This is a genomic window from Microbulbifer sp. ABF4_107 (genome assembly GCF_056312215.1).
The window spans coordinates 889240-910579 of record NZ_CM149983.1; the positions used below are offsets into that span (position 1 = coordinate 889240).

At 53.5% G+C, this 21340-nt stretch carries 10 protein-coding genes; 7 read left to right on the top strand and 3 right to left on the bottom strand.

Going from position 1 to position 21340, the window contains the following annotated elements; genetic code table 11:
• Positions 1-39 precede the first annotated feature (39 nt).
• On the bottom strand, positions 40-3192 hold the full coding sequence (locus tag ACYX4K_RS03645) for an intermembrane phospholipid transport protein YdbH family protein (protein WP_475093464.1): 3153 nt from the start codon (positions 3190-3192) through the stop codon (positions 40-42).
• Positions 3193-3275: 83 nt separating this feature from the next.
• On the opposite strand from ACYX4K_RS03645, the gene ggt reads away from it, so the two are divergent.
• Both ggt and pepN read left to right on the top strand, forming a co-directional pair.
• Positions 3276-5039: a gamma-glutamyltransferase gene (gene ggt, locus ACYX4K_RS03650; RefSeq protein ID WP_475093463.1), complete on the top strand. Its 1764-nt coding sequence runs from the start codon at positions 3276-3278 to the stop codon at positions 5037-5039.
• Positions 5040-5142: 103 nt separating this feature from the next.
• The gene (gene pepN / locus ACYX4K_RS03655) at positions 5143-7782 is read left to right on the top strand and encodes an aminopeptidase N (RefSeq protein WP_475093462.1); all 2640 of its coding nucleotides are present in this window, start codon (positions 5143-5145) and stop codon (positions 7780-7782) included.
• 26 nt (positions 7783-7808) lie between these two features.
• Here the strand turns inward: pepN and ACYX4K_RS03660 are convergent, their stop codons facing one another.
• Both ACYX4K_RS03660 and ACYX4K_RS03665 read right to left on the bottom strand, forming a co-directional pair.
• Entirely contained in the window at positions 7809-8396 is a 588-nt protein-coding gene (locus ACYX4K_RS03660) for a histidine phosphatase family protein (RefSeq protein WP_475093461.1), read from the bottom strand.
• Between the two features lie 45 nt (positions 8397-8441).
• Complete coding sequence (locus ACYX4K_RS03665) at positions 8442-10001, bottom strand: carboxylesterase/lipase family protein (protein WP_475093460.1); 1560 nt, start codon at positions 9999-10001, stop codon at positions 8442-8444.
• A gap of 668 nt (positions 10002-10669) precedes the next feature.
• On the opposite strand from ACYX4K_RS03665, the gene ACYX4K_RS03670 reads away from it, so the two are divergent.
• The 5 genes from ACYX4K_RS03670 to ACYX4K_RS03690 all read left to right on the top strand — a co-directional run bounded on the left by ACYX4K_RS03670 (position 10670) and on the right by ACYX4K_RS03690 (position 20986).
• Positions 10670-11968: an MDR family MFS transporter gene (locus tag ACYX4K_RS03670; RefSeq protein ID WP_475093459.1), complete on the top strand. Its 1299-nt coding sequence runs from the start codon at positions 10670-10672 to the stop codon at positions 11966-11968.
• A gap of 459 nt (positions 11969-12427) precedes the next feature.
• Complete coding sequence (locus tag ACYX4K_RS03675) at positions 12428-15781, top strand: BapA/Bap/LapF family prefix-like domain-containing protein (protein ID WP_475093458.1); 3354 nt, start codon at positions 12428-12430, stop codon at positions 15779-15781.
• 177 nt (positions 15782-15958) lie between these two features.
• A complete protein-coding gene (locus ACYX4K_RS03680; protein ID WP_475093457.1) occupies positions 15959-17443 on the top strand; it encodes a TolC family outer membrane protein in 1485 nt (494 codons plus the stop codon).
• A 61-nt stretch (positions 17444-17504) separates the two neighbouring features.
• Positions 17505-19664, top strand: coding sequence for a type I secretion system permease/ATPase (locus tag ACYX4K_RS03685; protein WP_475093456.1), 2160 nt, complete (start codon positions 17505-17507; stop codon positions 19662-19664).
• On the top strand, positions 19664-20986 hold the full coding sequence (locus ACYX4K_RS03690) for an HlyD family type I secretion periplasmic adaptor subunit (protein WP_475093455.1): 1323 nt from the start codon (positions 19664-19666) through the stop codon (positions 20984-20986). The genes ACYX4K_RS03685 and ACYX4K_RS03690 overlap by 1 nt, the downstream gene beginning before the upstream one ends.
• Positions 20987-21340 lie beyond the last annotated feature (354 nt).

Sequence of the window (21340 nt, forward strand, 5' to 3'; positions counted from 1 at the left end):
CGCAGAATACACTCCCTGTTCGATATTCTGTACCTTGAACTATTGAACCTGGCGCTCAAGTACATCGGTGAGGTCCCGGCTCGCCTGAAGCGACCGGAGCATCGAGGGCACGTTGTTTTCGAGATTCAGGTTGATGATCAGGTCCCGGTTGGCGTCAATGGCACTACTGCGGCCTGTAAGTTTCAGGTTTAGCATCAGGTCACCACTTAACGGGTAGTTTATGGTGCCACGAATGTCGCGGTAATTGTAATCTTCCAGTGCGCCAGCCAGGAGTTTGAGTTGCGGGTTGCTGCCCAGTATGGCCGGGGAAAATGCTCCGTAGTAGCGCAAGCGGCCACCGGGAGGGCGAGACTGAACCGAGCCTCCCTCGACGGTTATGCCCTGGCTGTCACTGGTAATCGGAATTTTCGCGTCCAGCAGTCCGCTAGCGGCGAAATTGGTCGACTCCATTTCACGGGCGAGAGCGCCAATGGCCAGCCCTGTAAATTGAAGGTGTGAACGGTGTTCCTTTCCGTTGATATTCCATACCAGATTGTCGGACGTCAGCGCTCCCTCCAGCAGCTCGGCTGAAAAGTTTTGCAGCTTCAAATCGCCATTGTCGGCAAGCGATACATCGAAATTCAAATTTTTGATCGCAATCCCTGCGTCCACCTGTTCGATGGAAAGTGGGCTGGGATGCAAGGTAACCCACTGGCCATTGACGGATTTCAGCGCGATCCTGGAATCGATGCCCACGACGAAACTGCTGTCATACTGCAACGATGTATTTTTCAGCGCGATATTGATTTGGTCACTGTCGGATTTTGGCCAGTGCAGCACTCCGTCGGCCTTCACTGTGCCCCCGACCAGATCTGCGGGTATTCCTTTTATCGCCTTAGATAAGGTGTTCTGTGGGGAAAATTCGGTTTCCGGCACGGTCACTTGCAGGCTTCCTCGCCCATCGCCGATATCGTGATGCCAGCTGGCACTGATGGCCAGGGGGCCCGCAGTGACTTGGCTACTTCCAGATATCGTTTGATTCTCAAAAGAGAGCTGTCCTTTTGCCCCGAGGCTTCCTTGATATTGATTCTGGGCGCGGATGTTCAGGCTTTCACTGCTAAAGGCGGACGCGATGTGGAGTTCATGGGGATTATCCTGCTTGTGCGTCAAAGTTAGATTGTCGAAAATCACAACGCCTTCCAGCTTGTTGTCCTCTGCTTGCAGTGGGGCCAGGCTGAGTGCGATTTGTGGGACCGCGCATTTCGTTAAGCCATTGCTCCGCTCACATTTGGCCTGCTGGGTGAAAAGCTCCGGCTTTCGGACAGAAAGCTCACCCGCTGAAGCCTGATCTGCACCGAAGTTAAAGGCTTTGACCTCGATGGTGAGCGCGTCGTCCTTTGTTGAGGCAACTCGCAACTCATCCAGTGACAAACGGGCATTCTGCAATGCATTCATTGGTTCGCCCAGCTCGACATGCCCGATGTATGCCTCAGCTTTTAGCGAGCAATTTAGTAAAGGAAGCCCGGTGCAACGGACATCCGTGAGTTGACTCGCAAGCGCTGCCTGAGGTGGGGGCGAGCCTGTGAAGCGAGTTTCCTGCGCGTGCAGCGATAGTGTAGGAATGGAAAGATCGACCGACCCGGGGATTTTTAGCGCTGTAATTTTTATGGCATTTTCGCTGAGAGCCCGTATCCAGGCACTTTCCCAATGGATGGACTGAAGTGGATTCTGGCTATCCGGTAGGTCTAGGCGAAAAGTGACGGGGTTATCCAACTCTACGTCAGCGAAAAAGTTACGGATTTCCAGCTTTTCGGTCTGGGCGATCAAGCTATCCATACCAGGAAGAGAAAAGCCACCCGTAATACTTTGATCACCGTGAACGTCAGATAACGATACCTGCGCTCGAAACTTCTTCCATTTTTCCGCTTCAAGCAGGCGTGATACTTCAGCCAATCGCATCTTTGCGTCAAATTGAACCAGAGGAATTCCCTCTTTGGTGGATAGAGCAAGCCTGCCATCCACCATTGGCAGTGTGGTAGCGATGGGATTGGGCTGCGAGTAAGCTCGAAATTGCATTCCGCCATCCACCGAGGCGACGGAAAGAGGGGTTATGGAATGTAGTCGTACTTCTACGGGCTGCTCGGTTGAAATACGCACCCTACTGGGCAGACCCAGCGTTTCCTGTGGTAGTTCAAATGACAGTTCGGAAGATCTAATGGATGCTTGAATCTGGCCGAAATCACGTATCTCTGCGAACTGATCTGGCACCTCGCTGGCCAGTTGAACGGAAATGTCACCTTCCGCTACCAGTGGGTATGCGATCCAACTGGGTAGGTTCCTGCTGTATATACCGGTTTCCTGCAACAGCTCGGGCAGTCGCTCCGCGGTAACTTCAAGGTGACTGGCGACTTGCCAACGGGCCTCGCGGTTTTCAGACTCTGGCTGTTCAGCCGGGCGAAGGCTCGCGTTCAATCGCACAATGGAATCACTGCTTTTCCGCAAATCCAGTGTAAAGACTGTCGGCGCAGCGGTATTCTCAATGCGCATTTCCAGCCTGCACTCAACACATTGTGAGCTCTGAAATGTGCCGGTGATTACCCCCTTAGCCGGCTGATCTGCGGAAAATGAAAAGCGGCTCGCCGATATGTCTTGCCACTGGATATCTGCAAGCGTGAGCTTGCCCACGGGCAGCTGGCGCAGCCGGTCCAGCAACTGCCCGATCGCCAGCCCATGTCCCTCAGACAAGTCACTTACAGCAGGCTTATCCGATTCGGCCGAGCTCGTCTCTTCGTTGTTCTTTTGCACCGCTGGTGCTGGATTACCTTGATCACTTGCCGACACGTCAATCGAAGGCGCCATTCTGGTGATGGCAACCTGTTCCACATATAGCTCAGACTCAATAGGTATCACTATTGCAAGGGAGCTGAATAGTCCGCGGGCAAGGGAAACCAGATCGGTGATGCGGATTTGCTTCAGATCGACGGCGAATTGTGTGCCTGACTCAAGCCTGAGCTGATCAATATCTACACGAATTCCCTGTTCGGATCGCGACACATTCAATCCGCTAATCTCTGTCAGGTCGAACGTATCCGATTGGGCGCTCACAACCTGGGGAAGCCAAAAATGCCGGGTTGTCCAGGCGCTCGCTGCCAATATGATCAACGCGGCCAGTGAAATGGCTGCAATACTAAGGAAGCGGGAGACAAAGCGCACAAACACCTCGGTTGACCGACCTGGCTATTACGGAGAGACTTGCTCTGAGAATAACGATAGGGGCTGTAATTGTGAAATTCGAGATGACAGATTTTTTCTCCCGCTGTGTGGACGCAGTATCAGCGGCATGTCGCCGCGTCCATAATGCCGGTGTGATACAGGCTTCTGGTGCTTTTGTCGCCACCCTGGCTTTCACTGCAACTACGTACGCCTATGACCGCGTTAACGGTGAGGGGTTCGCAAGCCGCTCTCCGGTGTTGGCTACACAGGGGATGGCTGCGACCAGTCAGCCACTGGCGACTCAGGTGGCGCTGGATATCCTGAAGCAAGGGGGCAGCGCAGTCGATGCCGCCATTGCCGCCAACGCAGTACAAGGGCTGATGGAGCCTACAGGAAATGGAATTGGCGGCGATCTTTTCGCCATTGTCTGGAATGCGAAAGACAAAAAGTTGTACGGCCTGAACGCCAGCGGGCGATCGCCAAAGTCACTGCCATTCAGTTATTTTGCCGACAATAATCTGGACAAAATACCTTCTCACGGTCCCTTGCCGGTTTCCGTACCCGGTGCCGTAGACGGTTGGTTTGAACTGCACGCGAAATTCGGAAAATTGCCAATGGAGACACTGCTGGCACCGGCGATCCGCTACGCCAATGAGGGTTTTCCGGTCACCCAGCTGGTTGCCTACTATTGGAATCGCTCAGTTCCCATCTTGGAAAAATTCCCCGGATTCCGCGATACCTATATGCCTGATGGCAAAGCGCCGGCGGAGGGCGATCTGTTCCGCAATCCGCGATTGGCCAGTACGCTAGAGAAAATCTCCGAAGGTGGGCGCGACGCATTTTACAAAGGGGATATTGCGCGAGAGATTGACCGCTATATGAAACAGAATGGCGGTTTCCTTTCATATGAGGATATGGCCAGCCATACATCTGATTGGATCGAGCCCGTTTCCACGAATTATCGGGGGTACGATGTGTGGGAGCTGCCGCCAAACGGACAGGGTATCGCTGCGCTGCAGATACTGAATATTCTGGAAGGGTTTGACCTGAAGAAAATGGGGCGCACCAGCCCGGAGTATGTGCACCTGTTTGCCGAAGCAAAGAAACTGGCCTTTGAGGACCGCGCAAAATATTACGCCGACCCCGATTTCAACCGGCTTCCAGTAAAAGAGCTGATCTCCAAGTCCTATGCGGACGAGCGTCGCACACTGATCAACCCCGATAAAGCGGCAAAACGCTATGATGCAGGTAATGTAGCTTTGCGCCACGGCGATACCATCTACCTCACTACCGCGGACAAAGACGGAAACATGGTCTCCCTCATTCAGAGTAACTACCGGGGGATGGGCTCTGGGATGACGCCCGGAGAGCTCGGCTTCATCCTGCAGGACCGGGGAGAGATGTTCAGTCTGAAAGAGGGGCATTTTAATCAGTACGAGCCCGGTAAACGTCCATTTCATACAATTATTCCCGCCTTCGTTACCAAAGACGGTAAACCATGGCTGAGTTTTGGCGTTATGGGTGGCGCCACTCAGCCTCAAATGCACGCGCAGATTGTCATCAATATGGTGGACTTCGGCCTGAACGTGCAAGAGGCCGGGGATGCACCGCGAATATTGCATAGTGGTTCCAGCCAGCCCACAGATGAATTGATGGAAGATGGCGGCTACCTCAGCCTGGAAGACGGCTTTCCAATGGAGACTCGGCGCAAGTTGGTGCAAATGGGCCACCAAATTCGCTTTGAAAGTGGCCCCTACGGCGGATACCAGGGAATTTTGAAGGCGGGTAATGGTGTATATCATGGCGCGTCGGAGAGTCGTAAAGACGGCCATGCAGCTGGCTATTAATCCCCTGGCCTAATTGAGCGCACAAAACACTAAATGGAAGTCGGGCGCCGGTGCGCGATAGCACTCCCGGTTTGCCCGCAGGTTTTACAAGAGATTGACTGGAATGAAAGACACGCAGCCGCGAACCATTTACCTGAAGGACTACCAGGCTCCCGAGTATCTGATCGATCGTACAGAACTTACCTTTGACCTGGACCCGCACGCCACACTGGTGAAGTCCCGCCTGAGTGTCCGTCGCAATCCAGAGGCGGGAACGGGCGAGGTACTACCTGCCTTGTGGCTCGATGGTGTCGACCTGGACCTTCTCTCGATTGCTATCGATGGTGAGCTGCTTCCTGCGCAGCGCTACACGGAAAAGCCTGGTGGCTTGTTGCTGAGTGTCGACAGGGAAGTGTTTGAACTCGAAGTCCAGACAAGAATTGCACCGGAAAGCAATACTTCACTGGAGGGGCTGTACCTGTCCAATGGCATGTACTGCACTCAGTGCGAGGCCGAGGGGTTCCGTAAAATTACCTTTTATCCGGACCGCCCGGATGTGATGAGTGTGTTTACCACCACGATCGTGGCACCAGCGACTTATCCGGTGCTGTTATCGAACGGGAATAAAATGGACAGTGGCACTACGGAGGATGGCCGCCTGAGGGTGACCTGGGAAGACCCTTTCGCCAAACCCTCGTATCTTTTTGCCCTGGTCGCCGGGGACTTGCAGTATACAGAGGACCGGTTTACGACGTGTAGTGGCCGAGAGGTCACCTTGCAACTGTATACCGAGCCAAAAAATATCGGTAAGTGCGAACATGCCATGACCTCGCTGAAGCACTCCATGAAGTGGGATGAAGAGACGTATGGCCGTGAGTACGATCTGGATATTTTTATGATCGTGGCTGTGGATCACTTCAATATGGGGGCAATGGAAAACAAGGGACTGAATATTTTCAACTCCGCCTGTGTCCTGGCTAGCCCGGAGACAGCGACAGACGCGGCATTTCAGCGTATCGAAGCGATTGTCGCGCACGAATATTTCCACAACTGGTCCGGCAATCGTGTCACCTGCCGAGACTGGTTTCAGTTAAGCCTGAAAGAAGGCTTTACCGTTTTCCGTGATGCAGAGTTCTCCGCAGATATGAATTCCCGTGCGGTAAAGCGGATAGAAGACGTTACCCTGCTTCGCACTGCACAGTTTGCCGAAGATGCGGGCCCTATGGCCCATCCGGTGCGTCCGGACTCCTATATGGAAATCTCCAATTTCTACACCCTGACTGTCTACGAAAAAGGTGCGGAGGTTGTGCGGATGATTCACACCATTCTTGGAGCGGAGGGATTCCGTCGCGGTAGCGACCTGTATTTTGATCGTCATGACGGTCAGGCGGTGACCTGTGAAGACTTCGTGGTGGCTATGGAGGATGCAAACGGGGCCGACCTGAAGCAATTCCGTCGCTGGTACAGTCAGGCCGGTACGCCGATACTGGACGTGGAAGACGCCTACAATACAGAAACCCAGGAGTATCGCCTGACCATTCGCCAACACACGCCGGATACACCGGGACAGGCAAACAAACTACCGTTGCATATCCCGGTGACGATTAGCCTGCTTGACCAGGATGGCAACGCGTTGATTCTGGGGGAGGCTCGAGATACAGAGCGTGTTTTGCACCTCACTGAAGCCAAACAGGATTTTGTTTTTAACAACATTCCCGAGCGACCACTACCATCGCTGCTGCGAGGCTTCTCTGCACCGGTGAAGTTGCGCTATGGGTACACCACCGAGCAATTGCTGTTTTTAATGCAGCACGATACGGACCCGTTCAATCAATGGGACGCCGGTCAGCGTCTCGCGTTCGATGCACTGACTGACTTACAGCGAGCATACCGTGAAGGACGATCGCTGGATGCCCCCGACTCTCTGATTCAGGGCTATTCGGCGGTCTTGGATAACACCCAACTGGATCCTGCGCTGGTGGCGAAAATGCTGGCCCTTCCCAGCGCTCAGGAGTTGGCGGAGCAAGGTAGTGAAATTGATGCCCAGGCGATTATCGTCGCCCGGAAATTTGTGCGAGACACGCTAGCCAAGGCTCTCAAATCCAAGTTCCTCGCACTCTATAAGTCTCTGAATCATGCCAAGTCCTATTGTCCCGCGGCCGCCGACATCGCCGAGCGAAGCCTGAAAAATACCTGTTTATTCTATATCTGTGCATCCGGGGAATCAGAAGCACTGGCACTTGCGGAGGCGCAGCTTGCGCGCGACGACAATATGACTGACAGTGCTGCTGCGTTGGCGGCGCTGGTCGAGTTCGGCACAACAGAGAGTGCGCAGAACCATCTGGATACATTCTATGAGCAATGGCAGCAGGACACACAGGTTGTGGAGACCTGGTTTGGCCTGCAGAGCAGTAGCCCCACTTTTGGCACACTGGATCGCGTTCGCGCTTTGATGGAGCACGATGCCTTTGAGTTTAAGAATCCAAATAAAGTGCGCGCGGTAATTGGCGGTTTTGCTATGCGCAACTTTTCCCAGTTTCACGCTGAAGATGGAAGTGGGTATGAGTTTCTTGCGGATCAGGTAATTACTTTGGATAAACTGAACCCACAGGTGGCGGCGCGAATCGTGACTCCACTCACCCGCTGGCGCAAGTATCGCGCGGAAGAGTCCTCGCAGATTCAACGTGCCCTAGAGCGGGTTCGCGACAGCGGGGAGCTCTCCCGGGATCTTTACGAAGTGGTTAGCAAAAGCCTCGCGGGATGATATGAAGGGTGAGCGGCGACGGGTGGCTACTGGATCTGGTTCCGGGATGTCCGCTCGTGCCCCAGGGTGATGATGTTCAGCAATTTATTGTCCGGGTTTAGGCCCAGGCGAGTCTGCGATGTGTAATCGGCAAGAAACTGAGTGACACGTTCGTCATTTCGGATAGCTGCCACCACGGTATTGATAACCATGAAGTGGCAGAACACCAGAGTGGTCGATACCTCTCTGTCAGCCCCCAATTGCCGTAGAAAATCGATAACTCCGCTACGCCACACAGCCTGTGCTGGCGTCATGCTATCCCACCTCTTGTCCAGAAATGTTTGAATCCATTTTCCGCGTTGTTCCAGAGGTACCCCCTGTGGAGAAGGGATTTCGATAACTTCCTCTGACTGTTCAATCGGCTTTTGCCAAAGGGTGGAAACCGGTATCGCGGTCTGCAGGGCACGAGCCTTCGGGCTGCTGATAAGTCGAATCCCCGTGCCATCTGGAAATTGCTGCTGGAGGACTTCTGCCAGTTTTGCAGCTTGTTGCTGACCCAGTCTGGTGAGACCCGGGTCGCTGTCAGTCGGTGATTTGGCTGCCTCGCCGTGGCGGATCAAAATGATTTCGTGCAAAGTCAGGTGCTCCATTTAGCGATATGAGCCCCGATTTTACGTCTTTTACAGAAAACCGCGTAATTGCAGGTCATCGAGGCCCTCCCAAAGCGCCTGCAAGGCTTTCGGGTCGAGTGCTCTATCGCGCTGGTCTCCGAATTGGCGGCTAAGCCCCTGCTCATATTCCGGCCAGTCTTTGCCGGGCTCGCCGGATTCGGCAAAGTTCAGCCACGCGTCTCGCATTGTCTCGCTGAGAATATGAGGTTCAGGCTCTCCGCCATAAAAGTGTGCGAGATCTTCTGCACTGTGTGTCCCGAACACATATCCCAGCTCTGCTGCGTGGCATGCCCCTAACAGGGGCTGCGCGCTTAGGGGGTGGGTAAAGTGGTAGTGGTAGCGCTTGCCCTGGTGTGCACCCAGTAGTCTCAGCCCCGGAACGGTAAATACCATATCGGTCAGCATCAGGTTCCAGGTGCGGCTCCAAATTGGCCACGGGTTGTCCTGCATCGATTCCGCACGGTTCCGATAGTGATCGAGAAGGGGGGATATCAGCGGGCTGGGGATAATAGCTTCCAGATGTCCGCGAATTTGCTGGTCATCGAGCGTGTAGCTTTCCGGGCGCGCGGCGCTGAACAGGTTCCACTCGTCACTGTTACTGCCAACCATCATGGCTACCTGAGCCGCGGCCGGATTTTTGAGCGCATTCACAGGGGATTGCAGCAAAAATTGCCCGTCTTGCACGGGCTTGAATGGAAGGTGTCCCCACCGAGTATCGGTCTGCGGACTATCCAGCACTGCCGCTTGCGCTTTCAAAATCTCCGCAACTGAGGTCTCGCTTACAGGTGTGCGGGTGTCTCTCTGTAAGTTTGACATGAACTCTTCTGCCAGCAGGCTGGCGCGCGCTGGTTGATGAAAAACGCCTGGGTTACCGCTCTGAACAATGGCCTTGTGAAAGAGATTGCCGCAGATGGGCTCGCGTTGTTGCGGGCAGGCAGAAAATAGGGACGCGATGCTCATTGCGCCGGCGGATTCGCCAAATAGGGTGATGTTGCCTGGATCTCCCCCAAATGCATCAATATTTTTCTGTACCCAGCGAAGGGCCGCCAGTTGATCCATCAGCCCCTCGTTTCCGCTGGCGGGAAGGTCGCTGATATCGCATAACCGCAAGAAGCCAAAGGCGCCCAATCGATAGTTGAAGGTCACAACAATGGCGCGTCCGCTTGCGGCGAGATACTTTCCATCGTAAAGCGCCTGGCTGCCGGAGCCCAGATAAAAGGCTCCACCGTGAACCCAGACCATAACTGGCAGTTTGGCTTGACGGGGCTCCGCCGGCGCATAGATATTCAGATAGAGGCAGTCCTCGCTGTCAGGATCCTCCCCATTCGGGCCGCGGATTTCAAACAGGTGTGATGGGTTTTGCGGTGCGGGCATGCCGTATCGGGTTGCCTCGTGTACACCTTTCCATCTCGGTAGTGGGCGTGGTGGGTGCCAGCGGAGTTCGCCCACTGGTGGTTGCGCATAGGGGATTCCCAGGAATTGCTTTACCGAATGATGCCTGTCGAGTTTGCCATTTATCGCTCCACAGGGGGCTTCTACTAATAAGCGTTGGTTCCCGGTGTTTTGCATCTAACTCACATCCTAATCAATAGAGCCTGGTCGAATTCAGTCGGTGAAGTTATCGAGTCGACCCTGAACAAGGCCGCCATACAGCCATTTTCAGAGCCACTTCTCTCAGTATAGAAGCTGTCATATTCAGAGCGTTTTCAGTGCCGTTTATGACTGGAATGTTTCCAGGTTTTATTTCGCGAATTCGGTTGCATCGATGTCTCGTTGAGATACTATTAAAAGGTTACTGTCCTGTTTACTTTCGCTGTTTGCGTACACGCCATCGAGCGATCGGTTTCTAACCAGGTTTCTAACTAGAGTATTTTCCTGATGCTGATCAATGTTTTAGGCACTGTCCCGATGTGCTTGCGGAGTCTTCTGATGTCCGCGGGTACTGCTGTGTCTGATGATCAGGGGAGTACTCTATGTGGAACTGGCGTATGCGCTATGCCAGGTGTTTCCTTGTGTGGTCTGCTATGTGCTAAATCTGCCCACACCACCTGGTCCGTAGTGGCTCATGCGTGGGCTGCTATTGCGTGTAAAGCGCGCAAAGTGCGTAAGACCCGTTACTTGTTAACCTGACAGTCGAATTGAATTGTGCTGGAGGGTTTTCCCAAGACCCTCCACGGAAAACCCGGAGGATCTTGGCCTCCGGGTTTTTTTTTGCCGCTAATTTGGGAGAAACCGGCATGGACAGGCAGTGGTGGCAATCACTTTATGGCTTACCGCCTTTGATTTGGATCGTATTGATTGGCAGTTTCTTTGGCCGAGGCACCTACTTTATGGTGTGGCCTTTTCTTGCTGTCATGCTGCATGAAAAGTTCTCACTCAGTCCCGGTACTATTGGTGCGGTACTCAGTATCTCTGCTATGTGCGCAGCGATTCTTGGCTTTTACACCGGTGCTTTGTCCGATCGATTTGGCCGAAAATTCTTATTGTTAGCGGGCACATTTACCAACGTCATTGCCTTTGCGTTGCTTGCTGTGGCAGACAGTATTGAAGCCTTTGCTTTGGCAATTACCTTCAGTGCTATCGGGCGCTCAGTATGGGAGCCGCCTGCGATGGCGATGTTTGGTGACCTTATTTCTGACACCGGCGTACGCGAGCTTGCGCTGCAATTTCGTTATTTCCTGATCAATGTGGGAAGTGCTCTGGGACCAATGATTGGAGTATGGGTCGGAATCAGTGCTCAGCAGGCAACGTTCAATATAACCGCGCTGAGTTTCCTCGGGCTTTTCGTCGCTTTCCTGTGGGCGTTCATTCGATTAAGGCCTGAGTCTGAAAAACGGAAAGGTGAGTGTGCGAATGGAGGGTTTTCTGCGACCTTACGTGTGCTCGCCCAAGATAAGGTATTCATGGTAACCGTGTCGGCGAACATCCTCGCGTTATTTATTTACGCGCATATGGACTCAAGCTTGGTACAGTACTTGACGGTTAATGATGCGCCTGGCGTGGTTTCGCTTATTTCCAGCATGATTCTGGTGAATGCATCGACCATTGTATTTCTGCAGTTTCCATTACTGCGGCTGATGCGTACCCTGGATGTCAATCATCGAGTTTTTATCGGGCTTGCGGTGTTGGCACTGGGGCAGATCTGGTTTGCATTCAATCCGATTCACTGGTTTTACGGGTGGCTGGGGGCAACGTTTCTGATCAGTGTGGCCGAAGCGATCCTGTTTCCTAACATGAGTGTTCAAATAGATCGCATGGCTCCTGCAAATCTGCGTGGGAGTTACTTTGGCGCGACCAGCTTGTACGCATTTGGCTGGTCGAGTGCGCCATTGGTCGGCGGGTTTATGATTCAGTATTGGGGCGGTCAAGTGTTGTATCTGTCGATGTTCGCGTTGTCTCTTGTGGTAATACTGCTTTATGTTTTTGCCGAGAAATTGACGGTAATACCGCCGAGCGAAGCGTCGGTTCCAGGAACCGCCGAAGCTCGTTCACCAGGTGAGGTGGACGATGAGGTTAGTGTTAATACGGCATGTTGATTTGTAGTCAATTTTCTTCCCGTCTCAATCCCTTACGGCTTTCGTTTATGAAAGCCGTTTTTTTTCATCAAACTTCCTCCTCGCTCAAAAAGGTCAAGCTTCTTCCGTCCGAGCCAACTTCCAACTATTTAAGTGACAATGGGGAGTCGCGGGCACTCAACTCAACTGGTTGGCGGGCCTCTCGACTGCCCACTGATGTTGTTCCGCACAAAATGTGAACAGCATCAAAAGTGTCGGCGCTGAAAGTACTCTTCTGGCGCATAATTTTTTGAAACGAGCATATATTCATTTTTACAGTCATCGCCCTTTAGCTTGATAAATCTGAATAACTCAGCCATACCAATGTATGTGTGATTAAAAATTGCACATATTGTGCAGGTGGTGATCGCCTCAAGGTGTGGCAGTCATCAGATTCTTTGGGGTCCATCAGAGGATGATGGAAAAAAGAAGGTATGCAGGATGCAAACCCAGGTAGTCGACAAGTCTAGCGGCACCTTGAGTTCATTCGATTCCACCCATGTGGTTTTAGATGCACCAGGGTTCGTGAAGCTCCAGCTAGCGCAGGATGAAATACGGTCGCTCTCAAGAGCCGGGGACGATCTGATAGTCCAGCTAGCAACTGGCGAAATCATCACGATTGAGAATTTCTATCTCGCGGATGCGGCAGATACTCAAAGTGATTTGTTTCTGGAGGATCCGGAATCCGGCAACGTTTTGCTGGCGCAAAAGGGCGTTGACGGTTCCATATTTTCCATGGCTCAAGTTAGTAGTAGTACTGACTTGGCGGGTGTTGTCCCGCCCACTGGCGAAGTCGTTTGCCCTTGGGTTTGGGCGGGGCTGGCCGCATTGGGAATCGCGGCCATCGCTCATGCGGTTGATGACGATGACAATGACAATGACCGCGGCACATTCGAGCCTTTCCTGAGACCTACCCCATTTTCTGCCCCTCCACCGGCACCACCGCCCGCTCCTCCGCCCGCTGAGGAGCCTCCGGTTATTAATCCTACCGGAGAGGAGCCTCCGCCCGCACCGCCACCCCCGCCGGATGGTGATGCTGATGCGGATTCTGATGCCGATGCCGACGCCGATGCCGATGCCGATGCCGATGCCGATACAGATGCCGATGCCGATGCCGACGCCGATGCGGATGCCGACGCCGATGCCGACGCTGATGCCGATGCAGATGCAGATGCAGATGCAGATGCAGATGCAGATGCCGACGCCGACGCCGACGCCGATGCCGACGCCGATGCGGACGCCGATGCGGATGCCGACGCCGATGCCGACGCTGATGCCGACGCCGACGCCGACGCCGACGCCGACGCCGACGCCGATGCGGATGCGGATGCGGATACGGATGCGGACGCCGATGCGGATGCGGATGCCGATGCGGATGCCGACGCAGATGCCGATGCCGATGCCGATGCGGATGCGGATGCGGACGCCGATGCGGATGCCGACGCAGATGCCGACGCGGATGCTGACGCTGATGCCGATGCCGATGCCGATGCCGATGCCGATGCCGATGCCGATGCCGATGCCGATGCGGACGCCGATGCCGACGCGGATGCCGATGCCGATGCGGACGCCGATGCGGACGCCGATGCCGACGCGGATGCCGACGCGGATGCCGATGCTGATGCGGACGCCGATGCCGACGCGGATGCCGATGCCGATGCGGACGCCGATGCGGACGCCGATGCCGACGCGGATGCCGACGCGGATGCCGACGCGGATGCCGATGCTGATGCGGACGCCGATGCTGATGCCGACGCCGACGCCGACGCCGACGCCGACGCCGACGCCGACGCCGATGCCGACTGTGACAAGCACTGCCATCACGGATGCGATATTAATGTCGACGTAGATGTGGATATCGATATTGACTGCAAGTCAGATGACAATGACGCAGATGCCGACGCCGACGCAGATGCCGACGCAGATGCCGACGCAGATGCCGATGCAGATGCCGATGCAGATGCCGATGCGGATCATGATAGTGATTGGCACTTCGAATATGACCTGGCGCTACACGGGTACGATATAGATATAGATATCGATATCGACTTCGAGAAAGTGATAAATCACGACCCGGACCATTGCGGAAAAGACTGCGAGATAAATCTTGATGTAGATATTGACATCGATATTGAGAAAGACTGCAAAATGCCGCCTGACGATGATGGAGACGCGGATGCCGACGCGGATGCCGACGCGGATGCCGACGCGGATGCCGACGCGGATGCCGACGCGGATGCCGACGCGGATGCCGACGCGGATGCCGACGCGGATGCCGACGCGGATGCCGACGCGGATGCCGACGCGGATGCCGACGCGGATGCCGACGCGGATGCCGACGCGGATGCCGACGCGGATGCCGACGCGGATGCCGACGCGGATGCCGACGCGGATGCCGACGCGGATGCCGACGCGGATGCCGACGCGGATGCCGACGCGGATGCCGACGCGGATGCCGACGCGGATGCCGACGCGGATGCCGACGCGGATGCCGACGCGGATGCCGACGCGGATGCCGACGCGGATGCCGACGCGGATGCCGACGCCGACGCCGACGCCGACGCCGACGCGGATGCCGACGCGGATGCCGACGCCGACGCCGACGCCGACGCCGACGCAGATGCGGATGCGGACGCCGATGCGGATGCCGACGCTGATGCAGATGCAGATGCAGATGCCGATGCCGATGCAGATGCCGATGCCGACGCCGATGCCGATGCGGATGCCGACGCAGATGCCGACGCGGATGCCGACGCGGATGCCGACGCGGATGCCGACGCCGATGCCGACGCGGATGCCGACGCGGATGCCGACGCGGATGCCGACGCAGATGCTGACGCCGATGCCGATGCCGATGCCGATGCCGACGCGGATGCCGACGCGGATGCCGACGCGGATGCCGACGCCGATGCCGACGCGGACGCCGATGCGGATGCCGATGCAGATTCGGATGCGGACGGCGATGACGACGACGATGACGACGACGACGATGATGACGACGACGACGACGATGATGACGACGACGACGACGACGACGACGACGACGACGACGATGACGATGATGACGATGATGACGACGACGACGACGACGACGATGACGACGACGACGACGATGACGATGATGACGATGATGACGACGATGACGGCATCAATTCAGTCATTGGCTTTGATGGCGAGATACCTTACGTCGCGTTTCGACTGGAAGGCGAAGGCGGTGTTGACATCGGGTCAAGCACCTTGGCTTCTGGCACGTTAGAAGCAGGTGCAACGAACTTCGCTACAACCCATCTGCCACCTCTAAGTGGCTCGGTTGGTGGCTCTATGAATCCTGATACTATCGATCTGACTGATCTGAGTCACGGTCAGGATTCTCAGAACCAAGCTGTGCCGGGCTCAGCCATGACGGCGCCTCTTGATGAACTCCTTGACAGTGAGCTAAGTGGTAGCAGCCATGACCATGATCCTCTGGATGTGGAGGCGTTGGAGGCGTTAATTGAGGCGAAGATCGAGCACATTCTGGAGTACACCCTGGAACTGATGTTGGGTGGTAAGGGAGATGATTGTGGATGTCATGACTCGCATCATTCTGGTGAGAGTGAACCACCACCGACCCTGGAAGAGCTTCTGAGCGACTACATACAAGGTGATCACCTCCCTGGTACTGGGATGAGTGAATTGCTTGGTGAGGCACTCTCGGAGCATCTCTCACTAGCTGTCGGTCCGGAAATGTCGCCTCCGGAGGCGGATGATCCAACTCAGGATTTGTGGCAGCAGGGCGGTACTTACGAGTTCTAGTAAGTCTCGCTGAATTTGCCTGTCAATTGGGGCGCCACAAGCACCGGGCTAAAAGCCCGGTGCTTTTTTATTGAGCTAAACTTTATGCGGCAATAGGAATAATTTCCCGCATTGGACCTTTGGGTCACGGAATCGCCAGGAAGCGATTCGGGTGCGGCACAAAAAAAGTGAATAAATGTGAGCCAGCGATACGATCACCGCAAGCTAAGGATGGCTGAGCGTCGTAATGCCCACCAGTCCAGTATTCTCAAACTCTTATTCATAACCGGCTTGAATGTGGTTGCGCCACTTTCAATGGCGGATAGCGCGAGAGATCTTCAGTCTGAGTCGATAAGCCCAAGCCAGTTGCAGGGTGAAGTCGGCGCCAGCCCGCTATTTTCTGCACAACCGTTAAACCCTGCGATTTCTTCCAGTAGTGCCACTATTCAGGTCGGCATGTCAAATGCAGTGCAGCAGGCCGTAGGCTGGCACCCGGCCATTGGTCAGAGCGTTGGTGAGCTACATCGGCAGCAGGAAAATATACGTGCGGCGCGTGCTGGGTACTTCCCTCAAGTAAGTGTTGGGGTTGTGGGAGGTTATGAAACGGAAAACGAGGGGAATGGCGACGGTCATGCGGTTCAGTTGTACGTATCGCAAGTCATTTATGATTTTGGAAAAATTTCCGGGAGTGTGGACGCAGCAACGGCCGGCGCTCGTGCTTCACAAGCCCGTGTTTTACAACAGATCGATACTATTGCTCGCGACACGGCGCAAGCCGCCATCGAAGTTCTGCGTTATCAGGCTCTGGTGGAATCTGCAGATGCACAAGTGGAAGGGGTCTCGGCAATTTCCAATCTGGTGACCATGCGTAATCAGCGTGGTGCCAGTTCCCGCTCTGATGTACTTCAAGCGCAAGCGCGAATTGAATCGGCGCGCGCTAACCGACAACAGACGATCGCCCAGCTGAACCGATGGCGCAGTGTATTGCAGAATCTGATGGGTATAGAGCAACCGGTAGTACTGAATAATGGGGTTCCCCAATCGATCGTAAACGGCTGCGCGGTAGATCCTCTTCAAGCGAATACCGCGCCCGCTGTACTGATAGCCGAAGCCGAACGCGCAGAAGCTGTCGCCCAACTGAAAGAAGCTCGGGCGCAATCGTGGCCAACATTATCGTTAGATGGCAGTGTTAATAGTTACCTCGATCAAGAGTATGTAGATGTCAATGCGCTAAATGACCATGAAAGTGCAATATTCCTGAATTTATCCATGCCCATATACCAGGGTGGGAGATTGTACGCGAACCGTGATGCGGCAAACTTCGCAATGCGTTCCGCCGAGGCCGCCAAAGATACCGCTCGCCTCGCGGTAGCAAGAGATCTTCGTATCGCGCAAAGCCAGAGCGTGGGACTGGAACGGAGCCTGAATATTCTCGACACCCGCCTCAACGCGATCGAGGAAACACGAGACTTGTACCGGAAGCAGTATTCTGCATTGGGAACCAGAACGTTGGTTGAACTACTCAACTCCGAAGAGGAAGTGCAGCAGGCGCGTATCGAAAAGAGCAATACTCAATATGACCTATATAGTCTACAAGTTGACTGCCTTTATACCGTTGGCGAGATTCGTGGCGCATTCAATCTTGATGGTCGGCAGATACAAGGTGTAGAAATCCTGCCTTGATAATAATCTTTCTGAAAATCAATTATCAGGTAGTGGCTGTGCGAAGATGGATGTCAGTAATATGAATAGTTCCGATAAGTTGGATATGGATTATACGCCCTGGCTTTCGGCGGTACTCTCTGTTGCAAAGTATTACCGATTGGACTTTTCTGCGGAGAACGTTCGCATTGCAGGAAACTGGAGCGGTGAAGAATCCACGGAAAGCGTGATTCGCAGTATGGCCAGGCAAGCTGGATTGGTAGCGCGGTTTACCAAGTTTAATGAAAGTATGCTGTCTCCCTGGCGTTTGCCGCTTGTGGTGCAGTTAAAGGGAGGGCAGGTAGGCGTAGTTCAGGCCATTGATGGCGATGGTAAAGTTGCTATCACCTTTAGCGGTGACGAGGGGGCAACTACATCTGTCCGGTCGGCTGTGTTGACGCGCGAAGTGACTTCCCTAGTGGTGTTGCGCCCATCAAATAATGTTTCTGATGTCCGGGTTGACGACTACATCAAGCCGCCGGAAAAGCACTGGTTTCGCTCAATCATCTTGAGAGACCTGAAACCATATGGCCATGTGGTTATTGCGACTACCGCCGCAAATATACTCGCTCTCGCCGGAATTCTGTTTTCCAAGCAGGTTTACGACCGCGTAATTCCCGCCGAGTCCATGCCTACGTTGTATGTACTGTTTATTGGCGTTGTAATTGCAATTCTGTTTAGTTTTATTCTGCAAGTGACGCGGATTAAAATTACGGATTTATTGGGTAAACGGGCAGATATTCGCGTTTCCGATCTGGTGTATGGACATGCAGTTAGATTGCGTAATAGTGCCAAGCCAAAATCTACCGGTGTTTTCATTTCGCAAATAAAAGAGTTAGAACGGGTTCGCGAGATGGTAACCTCGACGACCATTCTCGCTCTGGCTGACTTCCCATTTTTCTTTTTGTTTTTGTTTGTTATGTGGTATGTGGCGGGTCCGCTTGCGCTGGTTCCCCTTGGTGCACTGGTGCTACTAATTGTTCCCGGCCTACTTGCTCAGAAAAAGCTTTCTAACCTCGTAGCAGAGGCTAATCGCGAATCGGCCCTCCGAAATGCCATGTTGGTGGAAACTATTCAAGGTATGGAAGATATCAAGGCGCTACAAGCCGAGCAGAGATTTCAGCAGCAATGGAATCATTACAACGCGGTCACTTCTGAGGCGAACTTGAACCTGCGAAATTTGATAGGCCGCCTAACGACCTGGACGCAAAACATACAAACTTCAGTGTTTGCTGTAGTTGTCTTGATTGGCGCGCCCATGGTTATGGCCGGTGATATGACAACCGGTTCTCTAGTGGCGGCTTCAATTCTGGGTTCTCGGATGATGGCGCCGATGTCGCAGATCACACAGGTGCTGAGTCGGTGGCAGCAAGCGAAGTATGCATTAAAAGGTCTGGATCAGATCATGCAACTTCCGGTGGACCACCCTCAAGGTAGTAAGCGCGTACATATTCCTAATATTTCTGGAAACTACGCCTTAACACAGGCCGCATTTAAATACAGTGTAGATTGTGCACTGCCCGCCCTTACCGTATCGAAACTCAATATTCAGGCGGGCGAGAAAATTGCGGTGTTGGGGCGGAACGGCGCCGGCAAGTCGACGTTGCTACAGGGTTTGTCGGGGATGCTAGAGGCAAGTAGTGGTGAAATCACGCTGGAAAATGTCAGCCTTGCACATATTGACCCGGCAGATACTCGAAGAGATATTGGAATTCTGACACAAAATTCAAGCTTGTTTCACGGTACCCTCCGGGAAAATATTACGCTCGGCGCGCCGGGTGCAACGGATCGGGAGATTGTTGCGGCGCTGGATATGTCCGGGGCGCTGGAGTTCGTACGCAAGCTTTCTAAAGGATTGGACCACACAGTACTAGAGGGAGGGCTAGGAATGTCTGGGGGGCAGCGCCAATCGTTATTGTTAGCGCGCCTTTTCATTCGTGATCCAAGTGTTGTGCTTTTAGATGAGCCTACCGCGTCACTGGACGACATGACTGAGAAGCGATTTATTGCAAAGCTTCAAAAATGGGCGATCGGTCGCACGCTGATCATTGCAACGCACCGCAGCAGTACATTGCAGTTAGCGGATCGTATTCTCGTTGTTGAAAATGGTGATCTCATTCTCGATGCACCAAAAGCAGATGCGCTGAATCGTTTGTCGCAAGCCTCCTCCCGGGGAGCGCGTACTAAGGAGGTGGTAAGTTAATGAGTGCAGACAACAAATCCTCCAGGGGAAATCTTGCGGCGGACGCAGGTGGCGATCAGGGAATGATCCCGCCGGCAACGTCGATAGGTAGTGTTGATAACAAAGCAAACAGTGCAAGTAGCGTCGCGATTCTAGAGGCAGACTTTCAGAATGCCGGGGCACATTTTAATGCGGAGCTTGATGATGCTCGGTTGACGAAGTCAACTCGTATCGTCTGGATATTTCTACTGCTCTTGGTCTCTCTGATTTCCTGGTCATACTTTGCGGAAGTTGATGAGGTTTCAAGGGGTAGTGGCAAGGTAGTTCCAACATCAAGAGCCCAGATTATTCAGTCTTTGGAAGGCGGGATTCTCGCAGACCTTAAGGTAATGGAAGGCGATATTGTTGAAAAAGGCCAGGTAATCGCTCAACTCGATCCGACCAAAATTCGATCAAATGTCAATGAGAGTGAGGCGCGATTTCGAGCCGCGCTAGCCAGCGCCGCGCGGTTAAGTGCCGAGGTAAGTGGAGGAAAACTGGAATTCCCCGACGAGCTCCTTGGGTATGAGAGCTTGATCGCAAAAGAGCGAAAGCTATATGCCATACGCCAAAATGGGCTATCGGATGCACTTGAAAGCCTGCAAGAAGCTTTGAGCCTGGTTAAGAGCGAGCTGAAAATAACCAAAGATCTTGTTGAATCAGGAGCAGCGAGTAGTGTGGAAGTGCTCAGACTCAGTCGTCAGAGATCAGAACTCGAGCTCAAAATCAAAGAAGCTAAATCTGAATATATGGTGCAGGCGAGGGAAGAGCTTTCTAGTGTCAGTGCCGAAGTCGAGGCCTTGCGTTCTATCATTGAGGGAAGGTCAGATTCGCTAACGAGGCTCACATTGAAATCTCCCGTACGCGGAATCGTAAAGGATATTGCGGTAACGACTATTGGTGGTGTGATTCCCCCAAATGGACATCTTATGGATATTGTTCCTTTGGATGATCGGCTTTTGGTCGAGGCAAAAATCTCCCCTCGCGATATTGCCTATATACACCCGGGGCAGAGTGCGAAAGTTAAAATAACAGCCTACGACTATTCGATTTTTGGTGGCCTGGACGGGAAGGTCGTGACTATATCCCCCGATACCATTCAAGATGAGAATAAACCCGACGAATACTATTATCATGTGACGATTCTTACTGACGCCCCAGCGCTAATTAACAAGTCAGGAAAGAAGTTTCCTATAGTTCCCGGGATGATCGCATCTGTTGATATAAAAACAGGAGCAAAAACTATTTTCGACTATCTTGTTAAACCAATAAATCAAGCTGGAGAAGCCCTTCGAGAGCGGTAGAGTTATAGTTTTACTGTCATTTTTTTCGTTTTCGGGGATGCGCTCACCGGACTTTGTCTCTGCTTCGTCTCCATTTAAAGATTTCTGTCGGGCAGTAATGTTTCCCAAAACGATCGCTTTGCGATATCTCTATTCTAATTCGGCACTCAAGTAAATAGAGCTTCGGGTGCCCTTAACGCCTATCTGATGTATTAAGTGTCAATCGTTCGACCTGCCAGTTTTCCCGTCTAATTATTTACTAGTCTGTTAGAAATCTGACTTTGCGGTACAGAGCTTCTGGTGTTGCCCGCTAAAAATGTGCATTGAGCTCGCTGTCGATTTTTACAAAGAAACAGTTTCAGACGTGGCTTTCGG